The following is a 16,380-nucleotide window of genomic DNA, read 5'->3' as shown; positions in this document are numbered from 1 at the left end:
TCAGTGGGTGTATGTCGCTTCGGGTGACGTTTCTCGGGACGGGCGGCGCGGTGCCGACGACCCGACGGAACACGAGTTCGGCGTTCCTCCGGCGGGAGGGCGAGCGCTTTCTGTTCGACTGCGGCGAGGGGACCCAACGCCAGATGATGCGCTTCGGGACCGGATTCGGCGTCTCCGACGTCTTTCTCACCCACCTTCACGGCGACCACACGCTCGGGCTGCCCGGTCTCCTCCAGACGATGGAGTTCAACGACCGCGAGGCCGCCCTGACGATCCACGCACCCGACGGCGCCGGCGGACGGGTACGGCGGCTGCTCGAGGCCGCCGCCGGCCACCAGTCGTTTCCGGTTCGGATCGAGGCTGCCGCCGATGGCGACACCGTCCGCGAGGGCGACGGCTACGAGGTCGTCGCCTTCGCGACGGATCACGACACCCGATCCGTGGGGTACGTCTTGATCGAGGCCGATCGGAAGGGGCGTTTCGACCGCGAGCGAGCCGAGGCGCTGGGCGTGCCCGTCGGCCCGATGTTCCAACGACTCCACGCGGGCGAGGCCGTCGAACTCGACGACGGGACGGTCGTCGACCCCGAGCAGGTGGTCGGCGACCCTCGCCCCGGCCGGACCGTCGTCTACACCGGCGACACCCGACCGACCGACCGGACTGTCGACCTCGCCGCGGGGGCGGACCTGCTGATACACGACGCGACTTTCGCGTCCGACAACGCCGACCGCGCCCGCCGCACCGCCCACTCGACGGCGGCCGAGGCCGCCAAACTCGCCGCCCGGGCCGACGCGGCGCGGCTCGCTCTCGTGCACGTCTCCTCGCGGTACGCCGGCAGCGTCGCCCCCCTCGAACGGGAGGCCCGCGAGGCCTTCGACGGCGAGGCGTTCGTGCCGGAGGACGGCGACGAAGTGGACGTACCGTACCCCGACGCGACGGGGGACCCCGACTCCGGGGCCGAGTCCGAGGCCGACGCTGATTCCGACGCCGATGGCGGGACCGACCGCGATCCCCCGTGAGATCCGCTCGGCTCCGACCGAAAGCCGAACCATTCGTCATCCACACTCCGTGGTATGGCTGAACCGTCCGGCGTCCTCACGCTCCTCTACGTCGGCGACGATCCGGCGGTCACGACCGGGCTGGAGGACGCGGACGGACGCTTCGCCGCCGAGGACATCGAGGCGGGCGCGACCGACGTCGCCCCCCGCGACGGCCCCGCCAGCCACCGGCCGCTCGCGAACCGGATCTCGACCGTCGTCGAGCGCGAGGCGGACACGCCGTCGGCGATCGAGGGCGTCGCCGGGGTGTTCGGAGCCGATGCGACCGAACTGTACCGCGACCGAGGACCGCACTCCACGAACGCCTACTTCCCCCAGAACGGATCGCGCTTGCGGCGCTTGTCCAGGTACATCCGCAGCGCCTCGAGTTCGTCGGCGGGGATCTCGTCGGCCAGCTCCTGTTCGAGGATCTTCGCGTGTTTCTCGGGGAGCTCGCTCCAGAGTTCGTCGCCCTCCTCGATCTGGCGGCCGACGGTCGGCCCGTCGACGGAGGCAGCGACTGACTCGCCGGCGCGCGCCGAGTCGACGTCCTCGCCGGCGTCCTGCAGGGACTTCAACTCGCCGACGCGCTCGGGTTCGTTGCCGTTCCACTTGACGACCCGGGAGTTGCGCTTGAGCGTCCCCGAGAGCACCTCGACGCCGACGACGGCGGGGTTGGACTGCCGGAAAGTGTGATCCTGGAGGATCCGAAACCGGCAGGGCCGCTGGATCTTATCGAGGATCTGCTCCTGTTGGGCGTCCTCGATCGCCGCGACGTGCTCCTCGTACTCCTCGACGAGCTGATAGATGACGTCGTCCTCGAAGAGATCGACCTCGGCGACCCGTTCGATCTCCGCTACGGCGTCCTCGAGCACGTCGACGTTGAACGCGAGGACGGCGGCGTGTTTCGGCTCCTCGGCGGTCGAGGCGACCGCGACGTCGCGGGGGGCCACGTCGCCGACCTCCGCGCGGACGATGGGGATTTCCGCCTCCTCGAGGGCGGCCGCGATGGCCTCGAGCGAGCCGAGCGTGTCGGCCTTGACGACGACGCCCTGCTCCTCGGTGACGACCTCGATATCGGCGAGTTCGGCCCGCACCTCGGCGGTGACGGTCTCGAGGTCGCGGCCGCGGACGACCCGGACGGGTGCGCCCGCCATCGCGTCGTCGAGGTCCGGGGCGGCGATCTTGATCCCCGCCGCCGCCCGGACCGACTCGACCTGCTCGAACTGGCTCTCGGTGCGGATCTCGGCGAGCGGCCGGGGTTGCAACAGCGCCCGGACGTCCGTGACGATAGGGTCGTTCTTCCCACCGACGACGACGGTGTCGTCGTCGCGGAGCACCCCGTCGTAGAGGACGATGTCGAGTGTGGTGCCGAACCCGCGCTCGTCTTTGACCTCGAGGACAGTCCCGACGCCGGGACCGGAGGTGTCGATCGACATCTCGGATTTGAGATACCGCTGGGACAGCCCCATCAGGACGGTCAACAGGTCCGGGATCCCCTCACCGGTCTCGGCGGAGACGGGGACGACACCGATGTTCTCCCGGAAGTTCTGGACCCGCCAGTACATATCGGCGGAGAAGCCCTCCTCGGAGAGCTGGCCGATGATCTCGTAGAGTTGCTCGTTGAGGCGGTTCTCGGCGCGGTCGCTTTGGGCCTCGAGCGTGGCCTGCACCGGCGTGTCGGGGTTGGGGTTCCAGCCGGGGACCGTATCGATTTTGTTCGCAGCGACGATGAAGGGGGTCTGCGTGCGCTTGAGAATGTCGAGGGCCTCGTGGGTTTGTGGCTGGAAGCCGTCGTTGACGTCCACGACGAGGATGGCGATATCGGCCAGCGCCCCGCCCCGGGAGCGGAGCGTCGAAAACGAGTGATGCCCCGGCGTGTCGATGAACAGCAGGCCGGGCAGATCGAAGTCCGCCGGATCGACGAGGTTGCCAGCGATATCGGAGATCGTCGACAGCGGGACGGCCGTCGCCCCGATGTGTTGGGTGATCGCACCGGCCTCGCCCGCCGTGACCGCCGAGCCGCGGACCTCATCGAGCAGGCTGGTCTTTCCGTGATCGACGTGGCCGAGGACGGCGACGATCGGCGTCCGCAGCTCCGCGCTTCCGGCGGCGTCGGTGGTGTCGGATTCAGACATAGAAAAGCCCCTTGTGCATTTATGCCTCCCCGGAGCATATAACGGTTTCAACTTCCATCGAGAGGTGCCCCGGATCGCGGCAGCGTCGACCGTGTGTCGGATCGGCCACCCCCTCGATCCCGCTTCCCGCGGCATCGTGGCGGGTGCGGACGCCGGTTTCGCCCGCCGGACCGCTCGCGTCACGCTTTTTTTGCCCCGGGACGTATCCGAGGGCAATGGACTCCGCGGCACTCCTCGATCTCCTCGGCAACGAAAACCGCAGGCGCATCCTGCGGTTGCTCTCGCGGAAGCCCTGCTACGTCACGGAGATCAGCGAGTATCTCGGGGTGAGCCCAAAGGCGGTCATCGACCATCTCAGAAAACTCGACGAGGCAGGGTTGGTCGAGTCTCACGTCGACGACGGCCGCCGCAAGTACTTCTCGATCGCTCGGGATTTCCGTCTCGAGGTCAACGTCTCCCCCTACGAGTTCGGCACAAAGAGCGCGTACTCGGCCTCGCCGAACCTCGACATCACCTCCTGGCGGTACGTCTCCCTGCACCTCGGCGCCGAGGAGAGGGCGACGGACGCGGCTGACGCGTCGGCCTCGCCGGCGAGTGCGGACGCGTTCTCGACCGGCACCGAGGGCCGATCTGCCGGGGACGACGCCACGACCGACGGCAAGCGGGAGGGCGATGCGGACATCGACATCCCGGGCCCCGATCGGGGGGGCGACGAGACGCCCGAGCTACCCCGGCTCGTCACCGACCTCGAACGCCTCGAACGCCTCGAAAACGAGCTATCGATGGCCCAACGATGGGTCCAGGGTCGGCTCACGCAGACGTTCGACCGGATCAGCGCGCACTTCGAGGGGGTCGACGGACGGTTCTACGGCGACCTGCTCCAGGCGCTGGTCGACGGCCCCGAGACCGTCGACACGCTCGCCAGGCGCGTCGATGCGCCCCCCGACGTCGTCACCGACGCCCTCGAGGGGCTCTCCGCACACGGTGTCGTCGAGCGTCGCGGCGGCCGCTGGCGGCTCCGTACCGACGAGTGAGTCCCACCGGCGGCTATAGTAGCGATCGGAAGACACTGCACACTCGATCGCACGACGGCAGTGCGATCGATGTGTAATCACTTGCGATGGTTACTATAGATGTCCCGCGTCAGTCCGTCCCGGAGGTCCCGACCGAAGTACGTCCCGGCCGCGGCGACGACCGCCCCCGCCCCCCCGGCGACCGCCACGAGTGGGAGGCCGATCCCGCCGACGAGGGCGACGACGGCGAAATCGAGGAACGCGCTTCCCCCCGCCGCGAGCGCCCCCGCGAGCGCCGTCTCGGCGTAGCGGCGCTCCTCGAGGACGAGCCCGAACAGAAAGGCCGCGGCGAAGACGCCCGCAAACCCCGCCCCCGGAAGCGGAACGAGGGTACTCGTCGCGACCAACGCGCCGGCGGTGACGAGCAACGCAGCGAGGAAGGTCCGGGGAGCGAACACCGTCCCGGCGCGCTCGGCGGCGCGGGCGCGGATTCCCCCAGACGCCGCCTCGGCTCCCGCCTGCGCTCGCTCCGCGTCGGCGTCGGCCTCGAGCTCCGGGCCGGGTTCGAACTCGACGTCGAACTCGTCGTCGGCGTCCCCGGAACGATCCCGCGTCCGGGTCCGATCGCGGCTCATACCGCCAGTTGGGTCGCAAGCGGTATCGGTCTTTCCCACCCGGGTGCGCAGATACAGCTCCGGCGATCCCGGCACGTTCGTCTGGTTGGACAACGGTTGTCTCCTCGCGGTCCCACACGAACGTATGAGTCCACCTGACGGCGGCCATCGAAGCGACGCGGTCGCGGCCATCGCCGAGCGCGCCTACGAGGTCGCGGGCGACAAATACACCCGCGCCGGACGGCGCGTCCTCGCCGACCCCCGCCCCGACGTCGACCCGTTCGCCCCCGATCCGAAGGGGTGGGTCGGGGTCGGAGTGGGGTATCTGGCGACCGCCGCCGTCTGCTATCGCGTGGCCGGGGCCGGCGAACGGGCCACCCGCCGGAGCGTCGAGGGCATCGCCGTCGCGCGTGACCTCGCCGCCGGCCTGGATCGACCCGTTCAGCGGGCCTGCCTCGCGGAGTTCGTCGCCGACTTCCGGGCGATCGGAGGGACCGGCGACGCGGCCGCCGCGTACGACGAGGCGGCCGACGCCTACGAGTCCTCGCCGCCGGAGGAGCGGGGGCCGCAGTACTGGGGGACGACGCCGCTCTTCGAGGCCGCCGCCGCCCCGATCAAGCAGGTCGCCAGAACCCTCGATAACGGCGAGATCGCCGTCACCTGGGAGGATCTCCACGGCTCCGATCCCGCCGCTCCCGGGGCCTTTCTCGCCGCGCGCCCGACCTACAAGCGACAGCGGTTCCCGGGGTTGTTAGAGCGCGTGACCGAGTCGGGCATCCTCGCTGCCCCTCGTGGGACGACGGAGTACTCGACCGATCACCACCGCTGTCCCGACTGCGGGAGCACCGACGTCAACTGGGCTGCCGGCAACACGCTCTGCATGCGGTGTTCGCGCCCGACGAAGCCACAGTGACCGGCCGCGTCCCCGAGCGTCGAGCGTCGCCCGATCAGATCCCGTAGGGATCGAACGCCGGGCGGGTATCCGTCCCCCGCGGACAGTCATATCGTTCCCGGAACCGATCGGCGAGTTCGCGGCCCGCCGCCGAGAACAACAACAGGACCCCGTAGGGCTCCGTGTGCGTCGACGCGTCCGGTTCGTCGGGGTCGAAAAACAGCGCCTCGGCGGCCGGATCGCCGACGCCCGGGATCGACTCGAAGTGGTCCTCGAGCGGCACCAACCCAGCCAGCACGTTCGGGACGAACGCGCCCTCGGGTAGCGGATCGCGGGGCTGCAGACAGCAAACGCCGACCGGCTCGTCGTCCGCGGTCATGGTGGCGTAGATCGGGTCCGTCGCCCCCGACACCCAGGCCTCGCGGGCGACATCGGGCGGCGCGACGCCGACCGCAAACCCCATTTCGACGCGGTCGAGCTGTTCCAGCGCCGTCAGCCGCCAGGGATCCGACTCGGCCTCGGGGTCGCCCTCGAGGGTCGCCTCGATCCGGTCGCCGGTCCGCAGTCCGTCGACCGACGGCTGCAACTCGCCGTAGCCGGACTGATAGACGGTGTAGAGCGTCGGCGCGTCGACCGACTGGAGGTTGTAGTGTGGCACCGACTCGACGACGCGGTAGACGCGAAAGCGCCCGGAGCGTTCGGCCATGTTCGCACGACGGGCCCCAGCTGCCTCCGTCTTCCGGCCCGACGGCGCGCGCCGCCGGCCTGCCGGAGCCTCATACTGGTGGACGACATCAAATAACACCGACACACGAGTGATCCGCCGGTCGCTCCGTCGAACGGCGTGCTCCTCGTGCGTCGTGTGTATATTCGTTTGTCTGTCAGTATCAGCGCTCGGGCAGGCGCCCCCCGTCGACCGCGACGTTCTCGCCGCTTATATACTCGGCCGCGTCGCTCAGGAAAAACAGCGTCGGCGCGGCGACGTCGTCGAAACCGGCCGCCCGACCCCGTGGGAACGACGACACGTCAGAGACGGTGTTTTCGACGGCGAACGGCGAGACGGCGTTCACTGTGACGCCGTCGTCTTGGGTGTCGGCGGCCGCCATCCGGGTGAACATCAACACGCCGGTCTTCGCGACGAAGTAGGGGAAGTTCACCGGGTGAGCGTGCATCCGGTCGCTGTCGGCGAAGCCGACGTTGACGATCCGGCCCCACCCGGACTCGCACATATCGGGCAGCGCACGCCGCGAGCAAAGCACCGTCCCGTAGAACGTCGTTTCGACGACGTTCCGCCACGACTCCCACTCGATCTCCGTCCAGTGTCGGGCGTCGAAGTCGCCGACGTTGTTGACCAACACGTCGACCGGTCCCAGCTCCGACTCGACGGCATCGAACATCGACTCGACGGCCCCTAGATCAGTCACGTCGGCCCCGACGGTGACGGCGTCGACACCGCACTCGCGTGCTTCCGCCGCAGTAGCCTCCGCGGCGGCGTCACTCTCGTTGTAGTGGACCGCGACGTCCGCGCCGCAGTCGGCGATCCGAAGCAGCAGTTCACGGCCGACGCGTTTCGCGCTGCCGGTCACGAGCGCCGTGCGTCCGCTCAGGTCCGGTGACAGGGACATAAACCGTGTAGGAGCCTCGCTGTCTTGAACCGCCGGGTGGCGGCGACGCTCCCGCCACCTCCCGGCCCGGCCTCGTTCTACATCGAGTGTGCGACCCGTTCACCGACGTCGAGACCGTTCGAAAGCGCCGCGTGGATCCGCCCCTCGCCGACGACCCAGTCGCCGAGACAGTACAGCCCCGCCGCTTCAGCCGAGTCGAGCGGTCCCCGCCGGACGCTCCCTTCGGGGAGCGCGTAGCGCCACCCCTGGTGGTCGGTCCAACTCGGGTCGGCGAGGCGCTCGTCGCCGACGACGTCGGCCGTCAGGTCCGCGAGTTCGGCGACGTTCTCGGCCGGGTCGCGGTCGTAGTGCGCGCTCGACCACTCGCCGCCCGCCTGCACGACGAGCAGCGACTCGCCGTCGGGGACGTGGCCGGCCTTGCACTCCTCGCGGGAGATCCACCCGACAGGGTGGTTCTTGTCGGTGTTTACCAGGCCGTAGTATGGCCGGTCGAGTTCGAACGGGTACCGAAGGACGGCCGTCCAGACCGCCCGATAGGGGACCTCGGCGGCGGCCGCCCGCAGCGCCTCGCGGCGGTCGTCGTCCCACTCGGCGCCGGCGAGCAACCCGGCCGTCTGCGGGGCGGGCGGGTTCAACAACAGGACGTCGAAGGGTCCCCACGACCTCCCGTCGGTGTCGAGGAGCGTCCACGCGCCCCCGCCGCCGTTCTCCCGGCGGATCGTCTCGACGCGCGTCCGGCGATGGATCGCCGCGTCGGTCCGCCCGAACAGCCGTTTTGCGATCTGGGTGAGCCCCGACTCGTAGCTCCACTTGTGTCCGTCGGGGTCTCGCCCCGGCGAGACCGTCCCGGACTCGTCGAAGGTGTAGATCGGCTCGCTCGCGTCGACGAGACCCGCCGCGTCGAGCGTCTCGGTGAGCAACTCGACGACACGCTCGTCCTCGGACTTGACGTAGTTCGCGCCGTAGTCGTAAACGAGGTCGTCGTGCCGGCGCGTCGCCGCCCGCCCACAGAGCCCGCCCGACTTCTCGAGGACGGTCACGTCGGCGTCGGGAACGGCGGTGTCGACGGCGAGCGTCGCCGCCGCCGCGGCCGCCCCGGCGCCGACGACTCCGATGGCTGTCATACGATTGGCTACGGCGCGGCGTCACTAAACCCCCGGCTTGGCGGCCATTCTCGAATCCCGCCCCCGACGGTCGGTGTCGCTCCCCGAAGCACAGACATCGACCCCGAACATCCGAGGGCGAGCGGTCGGCTCGTAGTATATAAACCATCCCGCGGTGGTTTATAAATGACTCCCGGCGACGAAAATGACTCCTGGCGGCGATTTATAAATGGGCGTCGCGACGGCGCACGAACGGGCTCACGTCCGGGATGCGGGTCACCCACGGCCCGTTTAAATATGTCCTACAGACAGAACATAAAGGGATACATCAACGCGACGCGGTCGCCGTCCTCGAGTTCGGTGTCGAGGCCGTCGATGTGTTCGTTGAACCGGCCGTCGATTGCGACGCGGGCGAACGCGCGGGTCTGTTCGCCTTCGGGGTTCTTGTTCCACGCCCCCGGCGGGTTCCCGTCGGTGGGTGCCCACCCGGTCGTCGTCGCCTCGGCCTCCGTCTCGGCGATCAGCATGTCGCCGACGTCGTGCTCCTCGAGGAACGAATCGAGGAACTCGCGGAGCGTCGATCCCTCGAAAGTGTACTCGAAGCTGTGCTCGCCGATCTCGGTCCGGACGTGGCCCGTACACCGGACGTCGACGGTTGTTTCGGCGGTCCGGTCCGGACGGGTCCCGAGCGCTTGATCGCTGTTCATGCTCGTCCGTAGGCGACCGACGGACAAGGCGTCTCGCTCGAACACGTTCGGTTCGCGTTCGGTTTCGCTCCCTCAATCGGCGTTCGCGGTCGGAACCGACCCGTGGCGCTCCTCGTTATCGAGGTAACACTGCGGGTCGGGACCGAAGAGACCGTTGTCGGCCGCCAGCGCCCGCAGCCGCGAGCCGCCCCGACAGATCCCCTTGTACCGACAGTCGGCGCACTTGCCGGTCAGGTTCCCCGGCCGGTTCCGGACCGCCCGCAGGAGAGGGTTGTCCTCGTCCTCCCAGATGTCGGAGAAGAGGCGGTCGCGGACGTTGCCGAGGCTGTAGGTGCGCCAAAACTGCGTCGGGTGGACGTTGCCGAGACAGTCGACGGCGGCGACGCGTTCGCCGGTCGGGTCGCCGCCGTTGCGCTGTAGGCGTTCGTAGACGCGCCGAGCGGCGTCGTCGCCGAACTCCCGGCGGGCGTACTCGACGATGTAGGCCGCGTCGGCGTAGTTGCCGACCAGAAGCGTCTCGATCTCGTCGCCGCGGCGGTGGGCCTCGAGCGTCCGATCGCAGATGCGGGTGACGACTTCCCGGCGCTCGGCGGTGTCGAGGTCGACCGAGTCCAGCGTCTCCCCGCGGCCGCTGTAGGAGAGGTGATAAAAACAGAAGCGATCGAGGCCGACGTCCGACAGCAGGTCGACGACGCCGTCGAGGTCGTCGACGTTTTGCCGGGTGACGGTGTAACGCAGCCCGGTCTTCAGCCCGACGTCCAGGCAGGTCTCGATCCCCTCGACCGCCGCCCGAAACGCCCCGTCGACGCCGCGGAACTCGTCGTTGCGCTCGGCGAGCCCGTCGACGGACACCCCGGCGTAGGCCAGCCCCGCCCGCTTCAACTCGCGGGCCCGATCGGCGGTCAGAAGCGTCCCGTTCGTCGAGAGCACCGGCCGGATGCCGGCGTCGGCGGCGCAGGCGACCAGCTCCGCGAGGTCCTCCCGGACCATCGGTTCGCCGCCCGAGAACAACACGACGGGCGCGCCGTAGTCGGCCAGATCCTCGAGCAGCCGTTTGCCCTCCGCGGTCGTCAACTCGCCGGCCGTCGGCTCGGACTCGGCGCCGGCGTAGCAGTGGACGCACTCGAGGTTACACCGGTTGGTGGTGTTCCAGACCACGACCGGGCGGCGCTGGGGGCACTCGGAGACGGGATCGTCCGTGCCGGCCTCGACGTCGTACCGGAGGCGGTTGCCGTCCGCGGCGTGATCGCACAACAGCGTGCTGACGGAGATCACGTCAGGACCACTCCCTCGACCGGGGCTCCTCGGGGTCGGTCGGCCGATCGGCGGGCGAGGCGCCGTCGGCCAACTCGTGGGTACTGAAGCGGGTCACGTCTGCGCTCGGACAGAGCCAGACGTCGTCGGCGTGCCAGGCGAACAGCCGGCTCGCGATCTCGTAGGCGCCGTCGACGTCGGCCGCCCGGACGCTGCCGGCGTGTCGCATCGGGTCCGAGCCGTCGCTCCGGACGAACACCTCGAACTCCTCGCCGTTCGGCGCGCGGTCGCCGTCGTCGAGCCGCCGTCGTTCCGTCGGTTCGGCCATATCCGCGGTTCGCCGCCGGGCCTCAAATGAGCTGTCCCGAATCCCACCGGACGGGAGCGACCCGCCGTCCCGCCGCCCGGGACGCGGCTCGAAGAGTTATATATCGGGGCGAGAACCACTACGTATGACCGACACCGCCGGCGGCTTCGACCCGACACCGGGCGACTCGGCGGAGCATCCGCACACCCTCGAGGTGATCGACGACGATGGCGACGAGTACACGTTCGTCCCCCGCGGCGCCGACGCCGACGAGCGCCGCACCCAGTGGCTCACCGCCGACGCCGACGCCGTGATCGACCTCCGGGCGTGGCGCTGAGACCCTCCGGAGCAGCCACGCATAAATACCGTCGTCCGCTGGTTCGGGTATGGCACGTGACCGCCGGATCGGGATGTCGCCCGACGAGACGGACGCCTTCCTCGGGGCTCACGGGACCGGAGTGTTGTCGCTCGCGCGCGACGACGACCCCTACGCGATTCCGATCAGCTACGGCTACGATCCCTCGGAGCGGTGTTTTTACGTCCGATCCGTTTCGACACCGGACAGCGACAAGCGACGCTTTCTCGACGGTGAGCCCAAGGCGAGACTCGTCGTCTACGAGGCCGGCGACGTCTACCGCAGCGTCGTTGCCGCCGGCCCCCTCGTTCGGATCGATCCGGAATCGCTGACCGCGGCGGACGTCGAGCGGTACGGATCGGCGCGTCGACCGCTCTTCGAGACGTGGTCGGAGCCGACGGCCGAACTCGACATCGAACTGTATCGTCTCGACGCGGCGACGGTGAACGGCCGGGCCGTCGAACACGAGGACTGACCGACCCCGTTTCGAGACCTCGAAACGCTACGTCCCCGTTGGTTCGAAACACTCCGTCCTCGCGGGTTCGGTACACACCGGACAGCCGTTCGAGAGAATCGCCGTTCGCATCGAGGCGTCGACCTCGATCTCCTGGCCGCACTCCGAACAGCCGAAGACGTAGCTACCCACGGTCGGGTTCCCGCCGTCACCGGCTCTCTCGGTCCCCTCGCCCCCGCCGTCGCGCGACCCGCACCCGGTGGTCTCGGGTTCCTCTCCGCCCCCCTGGTCGCCGGAGCACGCGGGTGCCATCGGTGGGGATCAGTCGGCCGCCCCCGGGGATGCCCCCATCGAGGAGAGGCCGACGGTCGCCGACCCGCAGTCGTCCAGCGAGATCGTGACGTCGTCGAACGTCCGCCGGTACTCGTTTGCGTGTTTGCCGTCCGGGCTGATCCGGATGCTCTCCTCGAGCAACCCGGCCTCCGTCAACCGCTCGAGTTTCCGGTAGGTCGTCGAGCGGGGCACCCCACAGCGCTCGATCAGTTCCCCGGCCGTCAGCGCCTCCTCGGCGGTCGCTTCGAGCAGCGCCCGACAGTCCGGATCCTCGAGTGCGGCCAACACCGTCTCGCAGTCGACGGCGCGCGAGCGCGACTCCCCTCGCTCCGAGACACCCCCAACGTCGTTCGATCGGCGTTTCTGCGACATTCTCTACTCCGGAGATGGGCGTCCCCGGTAGCGTATTCTATCCCTCAGTATGCAGGGTGTTTTATTAGTCCCGACTGGCGGCCGGCGGCGGACAGACTTAGGTGTCGAGGGTTCTAACCGTCGATCGATGTCTGGGATCCGCGCCGAGATTCGGATCGACGCCGACGGGACTTGCCCGGTCGTCGAGGCGTCCGCGGACCGGGGGGCGCCGTCGTATACGGTCGCACGGAGCGTCGCCGGCGCGGACGCCGGGCGTATCACCGAGGAGTTCATGCTCGAAAGCGACGTAGAACCGGACACGAGCGTCGCGCTGACCGAGACGTTCGATTACGGCGCAAAAAAAATGTACCGTTTTACCCGCGAGCGCGGGCGTGGGTGTCCCTGTGAGACCGTCGAGGCCTTCGAATGTCCGATCGTCGACCTCCACGCTCGCGAGGGCTCGTTGTATCTCGTCTTTCACGCCGTCGACATGGAGACGCTCCAGGGGACGATCCGCGCGCTCCGGGAGCGCTATCCCACCGTCGACGTTCGCCGCCTGCTCCGCGGCGAGGCCGACGCCCCCGAGGACAACCTCGTCTTCGTCGACCGGAGCCGGCTGACCGAACGCCAACGCGAGGTCCTCGAGACCGCCCACCGGATGGGCTACTTCGATCACCCGAAGGGCGCGAACGCCGGCGAGGTCGCCGACGCGCTCGGTATCACTACCTCGACGTTTTCCGAACACCTCGCGGCCGCCCAATCGAAGCTGCTCGATGCGATCTTGGACGCCTAACGACCTTTTTCTGCGTCGGGTTCGCCGGAGGCGAACCACTCCTTGAAAAACGTCGATGAAAAAGGCCGGCTGTTCGACCTTCGGTCTCACAGCCGGCGAACCGCGCGCCTGCGGCGCGCGGACGCTGGTCCTCGATTGCTTCCGACCTTTTTCTGCGTCGGGTTCGCCAGAGGCGAACCACTCCTTGAAAAACGTCGATGAAAAAGGCCGGCTGTTCGACCTTCGGTCTCACAGCCGGCGAACCGCGCGCCTGCGGCGCGCGGACGCTGGTCCTCGATTGCTTCCGACCTTTTTCTGCGTCGGGTTCGCCAGAGGCGAACCACTCCTTGAAAAACGTCGATGAAAAAGGCCGGCTGTTCGACCTTCGGTCTCACAGCCGGCGAACCGCGCGCCTGCGGCGCGCGGACGCTGGTCCGTTACTCTCGGTTCCCCTGCCCCGTCGTTTCGCCCCAACGTAGCGTTCGGGGAACGGCGGGCATCGATACGCCCGCTCACCCGACGACCGACTCCAGGACCGCTCGGAGTTTCGATTCGACCTCCGAGGCCTGCAGGATCCGGATCGAGCGTTGCTCCGAAAGCGACGCCGTCTCGGTGCCTTCGATGTCCTGTACGACCAACAGGCCGTTCCACCCGGACCCGAAGTACGACCTGTCCTCTCCGAAGACGAACTCGCCGTCGTGTCGGAGAAACGCCAGGTACTCGAGTGTCTCCTTGATCCCCGACCGGATCGTCCCCGGGTTCGTCGAGTTCTTGATTTCGGTGACGAGGTACTCCCGTCGGCCGCCCGAGTCGATCTCGAGGACGATAACGTCCGGACGTCCCGTGCTTCGGCGGAAGTCGTCGTCGGGGAAGTACGCCGAGAGGACGTCGAGCGTCTCCCGCTGGACCATCTCGCTGCGTGCGAGGTCACTTCTCCCCTTCTCGAAGTGCTCCGGCACGAACGACAGGTCGCGGTCGCCCGCGGAGTTGTCGTGATACAGCGTGATCTCGGCGTCGTCGTCGGCCATCCGGGCGACGGCCTGCGAATCCGAGGCGATCGTCGAGAGCGTGAACGACTCCTCGCGGAGCGACTCGATCGCGTCGACGAACCGAAACAGGACGTACAACTCCAAGAGCGTCTCCTCGTCGTCGGGGGTGATCGCCGTCTCTTCGAGCAGTTCGGCGATCGCGTCCGGATCGGCGGCCTGACTTTCCCGGTACGATCGGAGCAGCCTCGCCGCCTCGGTGTATAATGGCGTCCGGGCGTTCTCGGCGCGCTGCAGCATCCGTTCGGTCGGTTCGTACGACGCCGGATCGCGGATCCGCCTGACGTGGACGTTCCGTTCGAACGTCCGGCGCATGACGTCGACGAGTTCGAGGTTCTCGCGCCATCGGTCGGTCACCCACTCGTAGTCCGCCCGCAGGTATCCCGCACACTGCTCCAGCGTTTCGTAGACGATCGACAGGAGCCGCTTCAAGACGACGTTCTCGGCGGTGTCGTAGCTCTCCGAGCGACTGTCACAGACGAACAGACTGCTGTCCCGCGGGTTCGTCGAATACCGCTTTTTGACCGTCGACGGCCAGTCGACACGGCCGTCGACCCGCCCGCGCGAGACGGTCGTCGTGGTCTCGGTGCCGGTCTTGACGTTCCGGAGTCGCTCGGGGAGGGCCTCGACGAACTCGACGACGCCGGGTTTGAGCACGAAGTGCAGCCGAACGAGCGCCTCGTAGTCGTCGAAGCGCTCGTCGAGGCCGTCCGGCTTGAGCTCCCTGGTGACGTGTCGCTCGGGGAACGACCCGTGCATCACGTACGCCAGGATATCCTGCGATAGCCCGGCGACGAGTTCGGAGCTATCCATCGACGGTCACGCCGAGGACGTCGCCGGCCAAGCGGCTCAGCCGGGCCGGATCGACCGTGTCGGTATCGACGATGCGGGAGACGATCCGGGCGCGGTTCGGAACGCCCTCCAGTTGCGGGACGACGTAACTCGCGACCGCGCCCGTGAGCGCGTCCCGCCGGTCGATGCCGCGCCCGTCGATGTGCGCGAGGACATCTTTTATTATCGCGGGACCGATCTCGCGGCCGTCGTCGGTCGCGTTGACTGCCCGCCAGATCTCGCCGACGTCCCGGAGCGCCTCGCTGTCGACCGCAACGTCCCAGATCGCGGCGTACGATCGGACGAGTTCGCCGCCGGCTTCGCGATCCGGCGGGACCTCCGGCGCGTCGACGTGTACGAAGGCGAAGCGCCGCATGAACGCGTAGGAGAGTTCGTACAGCGACGTCTTGTCGTAGGAGTTCATCGTCGCGACGATCCGCCACGACGCCGGGACGACGTAGCGGTGTTCCGCCGGGCCGCCGCCGGATCGCCCGGCGGGGACGATCTCGATCTCCTCGCCGCCGCGCTTGTACGGCAATTGAACGGCCTGCCCCGACAGGAGCGTGAACAACTGTCCGAACGATTTGTCGATGTCCGCCCGGTTGATCTCGTCGATGACGAGGAGTTCGTTCCGCTGTCGCCCGTCCTTTTTAAATCGGCGGAGCACCTGCCCCGGCTCGAACGAGAGGTCGTCGCCGTCGGATTCGCCCGGCATGTAGCCGCCGACCGTCTCGAAGGTCGACCAATCGGCCGTCGCGGTCGTGAGTCGGTGTCCGGTGTATATTTCGGGGAACTCCTCGGCGAGATGCGAACACAGCAGCCGGGCGATCTCGGTCTTGCCGGTCCCCGGCGGGCCAGTGAAAACCAGGTGTTTGCCGGCGTTCAGCGCCGCGGTGATCTGTTCGGCCAACTCCTCGCCCTGCCCGTCCGGGAAGCGAAGCGAGTCGAACACCGACGGTGATAGGTCGACCGACGGGACCGTCTCGACGTCCGGCTCGGGGGCGTCCCCGAGCGTGGTCTGCTCAGTCGCTGTCCCATCGACCGGGGCGCCGCCGTGGAGCAGGTTCTCCACGGAGCCGTACCGTCCGCGGATCCCGCCGAGACCCAGGTCGTTCAGTTTCACGAACCCCATCGTGTACGTGATGTCGTGGCCGGCGAGGTCGTGGATTTCGGCGGAATCGATGTCGGTCGCGACCGGCTCCGTCACGTAGATGATACAGACCCACGGCTTCCCCTCCTCGTGGTTCGGCCATATCTCTCGCCCGAGGTCCTCGTTTCGCTCGGTGCCGACGACCTCGACGGCGCGGTCGTACGCGCCGTCTTTATAAAAGAGGAGGTAGTCGCCGGGATCGATCTGCCGCCACGCCCCCTCGAGTGTCCCCTTCGTTCCCCACATCCGGACGGGATCGCTCCCGGGAGAGGACTCGGAGTGGGCAGCGACCGTCGATTCCGGGACGCCCTTTTCGACGGTTCTCCGGAAGTTCTCCTGTGCGGTCTCGTTCCCGTACGGGGCGAGAAAAACGGAAGGCCCGTCGTATGCCATTACGT

General features: G+C 68.4%; 19 protein-coding genes. 6 read left to right on the top strand and 13 right to left on the bottom strand.

Annotation, left to right across the window (positions count from 1 at the left end; genetic code table 11):
• Positions 1-11 precede the first annotated feature (11 nt).
• Positions 12-1,019 (top strand): ribonuclease Z, encoded by a 1,008-nt coding sequence (gene rnz / locus NMLP_RS13300; protein WP_015410647.1) that lies wholly within the window; start codon positions 12-14, stop codon positions 1,017-1,019.
• A gap of 36 nt (positions 1,020-1,055) precedes the next feature.
• On the opposite strand, the gene NMLP_RS13295 is transcribed toward rnz, so the two are convergent.
• Positions 1,056-1,352, bottom strand: coding sequence for a hypothetical protein (locus NMLP_RS13295; protein WP_049926593.1), 297 nt, complete (start codon positions 1,350-1,352; stop codon positions 1,056-1,058).
• 11 nt (positions 1,353-1,363) lie between these two features.
• Positions 1,364-3,175: a translation initiation factor IF-2 gene (infB, locus tag NMLP_RS13290; RefSeq protein ID WP_015410646.1), complete on the bottom strand. Its 1,812-nt coding sequence runs from the start codon at positions 3,173-3,175 to the stop codon at positions 1,364-1,366.
• A 215-nt stretch (positions 3,176-3,390) separates the two neighbouring features.
• On the opposite strand from infB, the gene NMLP_RS13285 reads away from it, so the two are divergent.
• Positions 3,391-4,209 carry a metalloregulator ArsR/SmtB family transcription factor gene (locus NMLP_RS13285; RefSeq protein ID WP_015410645.1) on the top strand — a complete coding sequence of 273 codons (819 nt, stop codon included), beginning with the start codon at positions 3,391-3,393 and terminating at the stop codon, positions 4,207-4,209.
• Between the two features lie 77 nt (positions 4,210-4,286).
• Here NMLP_RS13285 and NMLP_RS13280 read toward each other — a convergent pair whose 3' ends face one another.
• Positions 4,287-4,823, bottom strand: a complete 537-nt coding sequence (locus tag NMLP_RS13280; protein WP_015410644.1) for a hypothetical protein — start codon at positions 4,821-4,823, stop codon at positions 4,287-4,289.
• Between the two features lie 124 nt (positions 4,824-4,947).
• On the opposite strand from NMLP_RS13280, the gene NMLP_RS13275 reads away from it, so the two are divergent.
• A complete protein-coding gene (locus NMLP_RS13275; protein ID WP_015410643.1) occupies positions 4,948-5,715 on the top strand; it encodes a hypothetical protein in 768 nt (255 codons plus the stop codon).
• A 34-nt stretch (positions 5,716-5,749) separates the two neighbouring features.
• Here the strand turns inward: NMLP_RS13275 and NMLP_RS13270 are convergent, their stop codons facing one another.
• The 6 genes from NMLP_RS13270 to NMLP_RS13245 form a co-directional block, all read right to left on the bottom strand.
• Positions 5,750-6,400: a hypothetical protein gene (locus NMLP_RS13270; RefSeq protein ID WP_015410642.1), complete on the bottom strand. Its 651-nt coding sequence runs from the start codon at positions 6,398-6,400 to the stop codon at positions 5,750-5,752.
• Between the two features lie 181 nt (positions 6,401-6,581).
• Complete coding sequence (locus NMLP_RS13265; protein ID WP_015410641.1) at positions 6,582-7,319, bottom strand: SDR family NAD(P)-dependent oxidoreductase; 738 nt, start codon at positions 7,317-7,319, stop codon at positions 6,582-6,584.
• A 77-nt stretch (positions 7,320-7,396) separates the two neighbouring features.
• Positions 7,397-8,443: an NAD(P)/FAD-dependent oxidoreductase gene (locus tag NMLP_RS13260; RefSeq protein WP_015410640.1), complete on the bottom strand. Its 1,047-nt coding sequence runs from the start codon at positions 8,441-8,443 to the stop codon at positions 7,397-7,399.
• 281 nt (positions 8,444-8,724) lie between these two features.
• The gene (locus NMLP_RS13255; RefSeq protein WP_015410639.1) at positions 8,725-9,129 is read right to left on the bottom strand and encodes a MoaD/ThiS family protein; all 405 of its coding nucleotides are present in this window, start codon (positions 9,127-9,129) and stop codon (positions 8,725-8,727) included.
• Positions 9,130-9,201: 72 nt separating this feature from the next.
• On the bottom strand, positions 9,202-10,404 hold the full coding sequence (locus NMLP_RS13250; protein WP_015410638.1) for a TIGR04347 family pseudo-SAM/SPASM protein: 1,203 nt from the start codon (positions 10,402-10,404) through the stop codon (positions 9,202-9,204).
• Position 10,405: 1 nt separating this feature from the next.
• On the bottom strand, positions 10,406-10,711 hold the full coding sequence (locus NMLP_RS13245) for an Htur_1727 family rSAM-partnered candidate RiPP (protein ID WP_015410637.1): 306 nt from the start codon (positions 10,709-10,711) through the stop codon (positions 10,406-10,408).
• A 124-nt stretch (positions 10,712-10,835) separates the two neighbouring features.
• Between NMLP_RS13245 and NMLP_RS13240 the strand changes: the two genes are divergently transcribed.
• Together NMLP_RS13240 and NMLP_RS13235 are read left to right on the top strand one after the other, a co-directional pair.
• Positions 10,836-11,027, top strand: coding sequence for a DUF7511 domain-containing protein (locus tag NMLP_RS13240; RefSeq protein WP_015410636.1), 192 nt, complete (start codon positions 10,836-10,838; stop codon positions 11,025-11,027).
• Positions 11,028-11,076: 49 nt separating this feature from the next.
• On the top strand, positions 11,077-11,520 hold the full coding sequence (locus NMLP_RS13235) for a pyridoxamine 5'-phosphate oxidase family protein (protein WP_015410635.1): 444 nt from the start codon (positions 11,077-11,079) through the stop codon (positions 11,518-11,520).
• 27 nt (positions 11,521-11,547) lie between these two features.
• Here the strand turns inward: NMLP_RS13235 and NMLP_RS15935 are convergent, their stop codons facing one another.
• Both NMLP_RS15935 and NMLP_RS13225 read right to left on the bottom strand, forming a co-directional pair.
• Entirely contained in the window at positions 11,548-11,811 is a 264-nt protein-coding gene (locus tag NMLP_RS15935; protein ID WP_049926591.1) for a DUF7560 family zinc ribbon protein, read from the bottom strand.
• Positions 11,812-11,820: 9 nt separating this feature from the next.
• On the bottom strand, positions 11,821-12,204 hold the full coding sequence (locus NMLP_RS13225) for a winged helix-turn-helix domain-containing protein (protein WP_015410633.1): 384 nt from the start codon (positions 12,202-12,204) through the stop codon (positions 11,821-11,823).
• Positions 12,205-12,331: 127 nt separating this feature from the next.
• Here NMLP_RS13225 and NMLP_RS13220 point away from each other — a divergent pair, with 127 nt between their 5' ends.
• Entirely contained in the window at positions 12,332-12,976 is a 645-nt protein-coding gene (locus NMLP_RS13220; protein WP_015410632.1) for a helix-turn-helix domain-containing protein, read from the top strand.
• A gap of 491 nt (positions 12,977-13,467) precedes the next feature.
• Here NMLP_RS13220 and NMLP_RS13215 read toward each other — a convergent pair whose 3' ends face one another.
• Positions 13,468-14,814 (bottom strand): hypothetical protein, encoded by a 1,347-nt coding sequence (locus NMLP_RS13215; protein ID WP_015410631.1) that lies wholly within the window; start codon positions 14,812-14,814, stop codon positions 13,468-13,470.
• Complete coding sequence (locus NMLP_RS13210; protein ID WP_015410630.1) at positions 14,807-16,375, bottom strand: AAA family ATPase; 1,569 nt, start codon at positions 16,373-16,375, stop codon at positions 14,807-14,809. Before NMLP_RS13210 ends, NMLP_RS13215 begins: the two co-directional genes overlap by 8 nt.
• Positions 16,376-16,380: the final 5 nt, after the last annotated feature.

It is taken from the genome of Natronomonas moolapensis 8.8.11, assembly GCF_000591055.1.
GTDB lineage: Archaea > Halobacteriota > Halobacteria > Halobacteriales > Haloarculaceae > Natronomonas > Natronomonas moolapensis.
This window is presented reverse-complemented; position numbering and strand designations above follow the sequence as displayed.

Coding starts and splice junctions, on each gene's coding strand:
- rnz (WP_015410647.1), top strand. CDS start 12: ATGTCGCTTCGGGTGACGTTTCTCGGGACGGGCGGCGCGGTGCCGACG.
- infB (WP_015410646.1), bottom strand. CDS start 3,175: ATGTCTGAATCCGACACCACCGACGCCGCCGGAAGCGCGGAGCTGCGG.
- NMLP_RS13285 (WP_015410645.1), top strand. CDS start 3,391: ATGGACTCCGCGGCACTCCTCGATCTCCTCGGCAACGAAAACCGCAGG.
- NMLP_RS13280 (WP_015410644.1), bottom strand. CDS start 4,823: ATGAGCCGCGATCGGACCCGGACGCGGGATCGTTCCGGGGACGCCGAC.
- NMLP_RS13275 (WP_015410643.1), top strand. CDS start 4,948: ATGAGTCCACCTGACGGCGGCCATCGAAGCGACGCGGTCGCGGCCATC.
- NMLP_RS13270 (WP_015410642.1), bottom strand. CDS start 6,400: ATGGCCGAACGCTCCGGGCGCTTTCGCGTCTACCGCGTCGTCGAGTCG.
- NMLP_RS13265 (WP_015410641.1), bottom strand. CDS start 7,319: ATGTCCCTGTCACCGGACCTGAGCGGACGCACGGCGCTCGTGACCGGC.
- NMLP_RS13260 (WP_015410640.1), bottom strand. CDS start 8,443: ATGACAGCCATCGGAGTCGTCGGCGCCGGGGCGGCCGCGGCGGCGGCG.
- NMLP_RS13255 (WP_015410639.1), bottom strand. CDS start 9,129: ATGAACAGCGATCAAGCGCTCGGGACCCGTCCGGACCGGACCGCCGAA.
- NMLP_RS13245 (WP_015410637.1), bottom strand. CDS start 10,711: ATGGCCGAACCGACGGAACGACGGCGGCTCGACGACGGCGACCGCGCG.
- NMLP_RS13240 (WP_015410636.1), top strand. CDS start 10,836: ATGACCGACACCGCCGGCGGCTTCGACCCGACACCGGGCGACTCGGCG.
- NMLP_RS13235 (WP_015410635.1), top strand. CDS start 11,077: ATGGCACGTGACCGCCGGATCGGGATGTCGCCCGACGAGACGGACGCC.
- NMLP_RS15935 (WP_049926591.1), bottom strand. CDS start 11,811: ATGGCACCCGCGTGCTCCGGCGACCAGGGGGGCGGAGAGGAACCCGAG.
- NMLP_RS13225 (WP_015410633.1), bottom strand. CDS start 12,204: ATGTCGCAGAAACGCCGATCGAACGACGTTGGGGGTGTCTCGGAGCGA.
- NMLP_RS13220 (WP_015410632.1), top strand. CDS start 12,332: ATGTCTGGGATCCGCGCCGAGATTCGGATCGACGCCGACGGGACTTGC.
- NMLP_RS13215 (WP_015410631.1), bottom strand. CDS start 14,814: ATGGATAGCTCCGAACTCGTCGCCGGGCTATCGCAGGATATCCTGGCG.
- NMLP_RS13210 (WP_015410630.1), bottom strand. CDS start 16,375: ATGGCATACGACGGGCCTTCCGTTTTTCTCGCCCCGTACGGGAACGAG.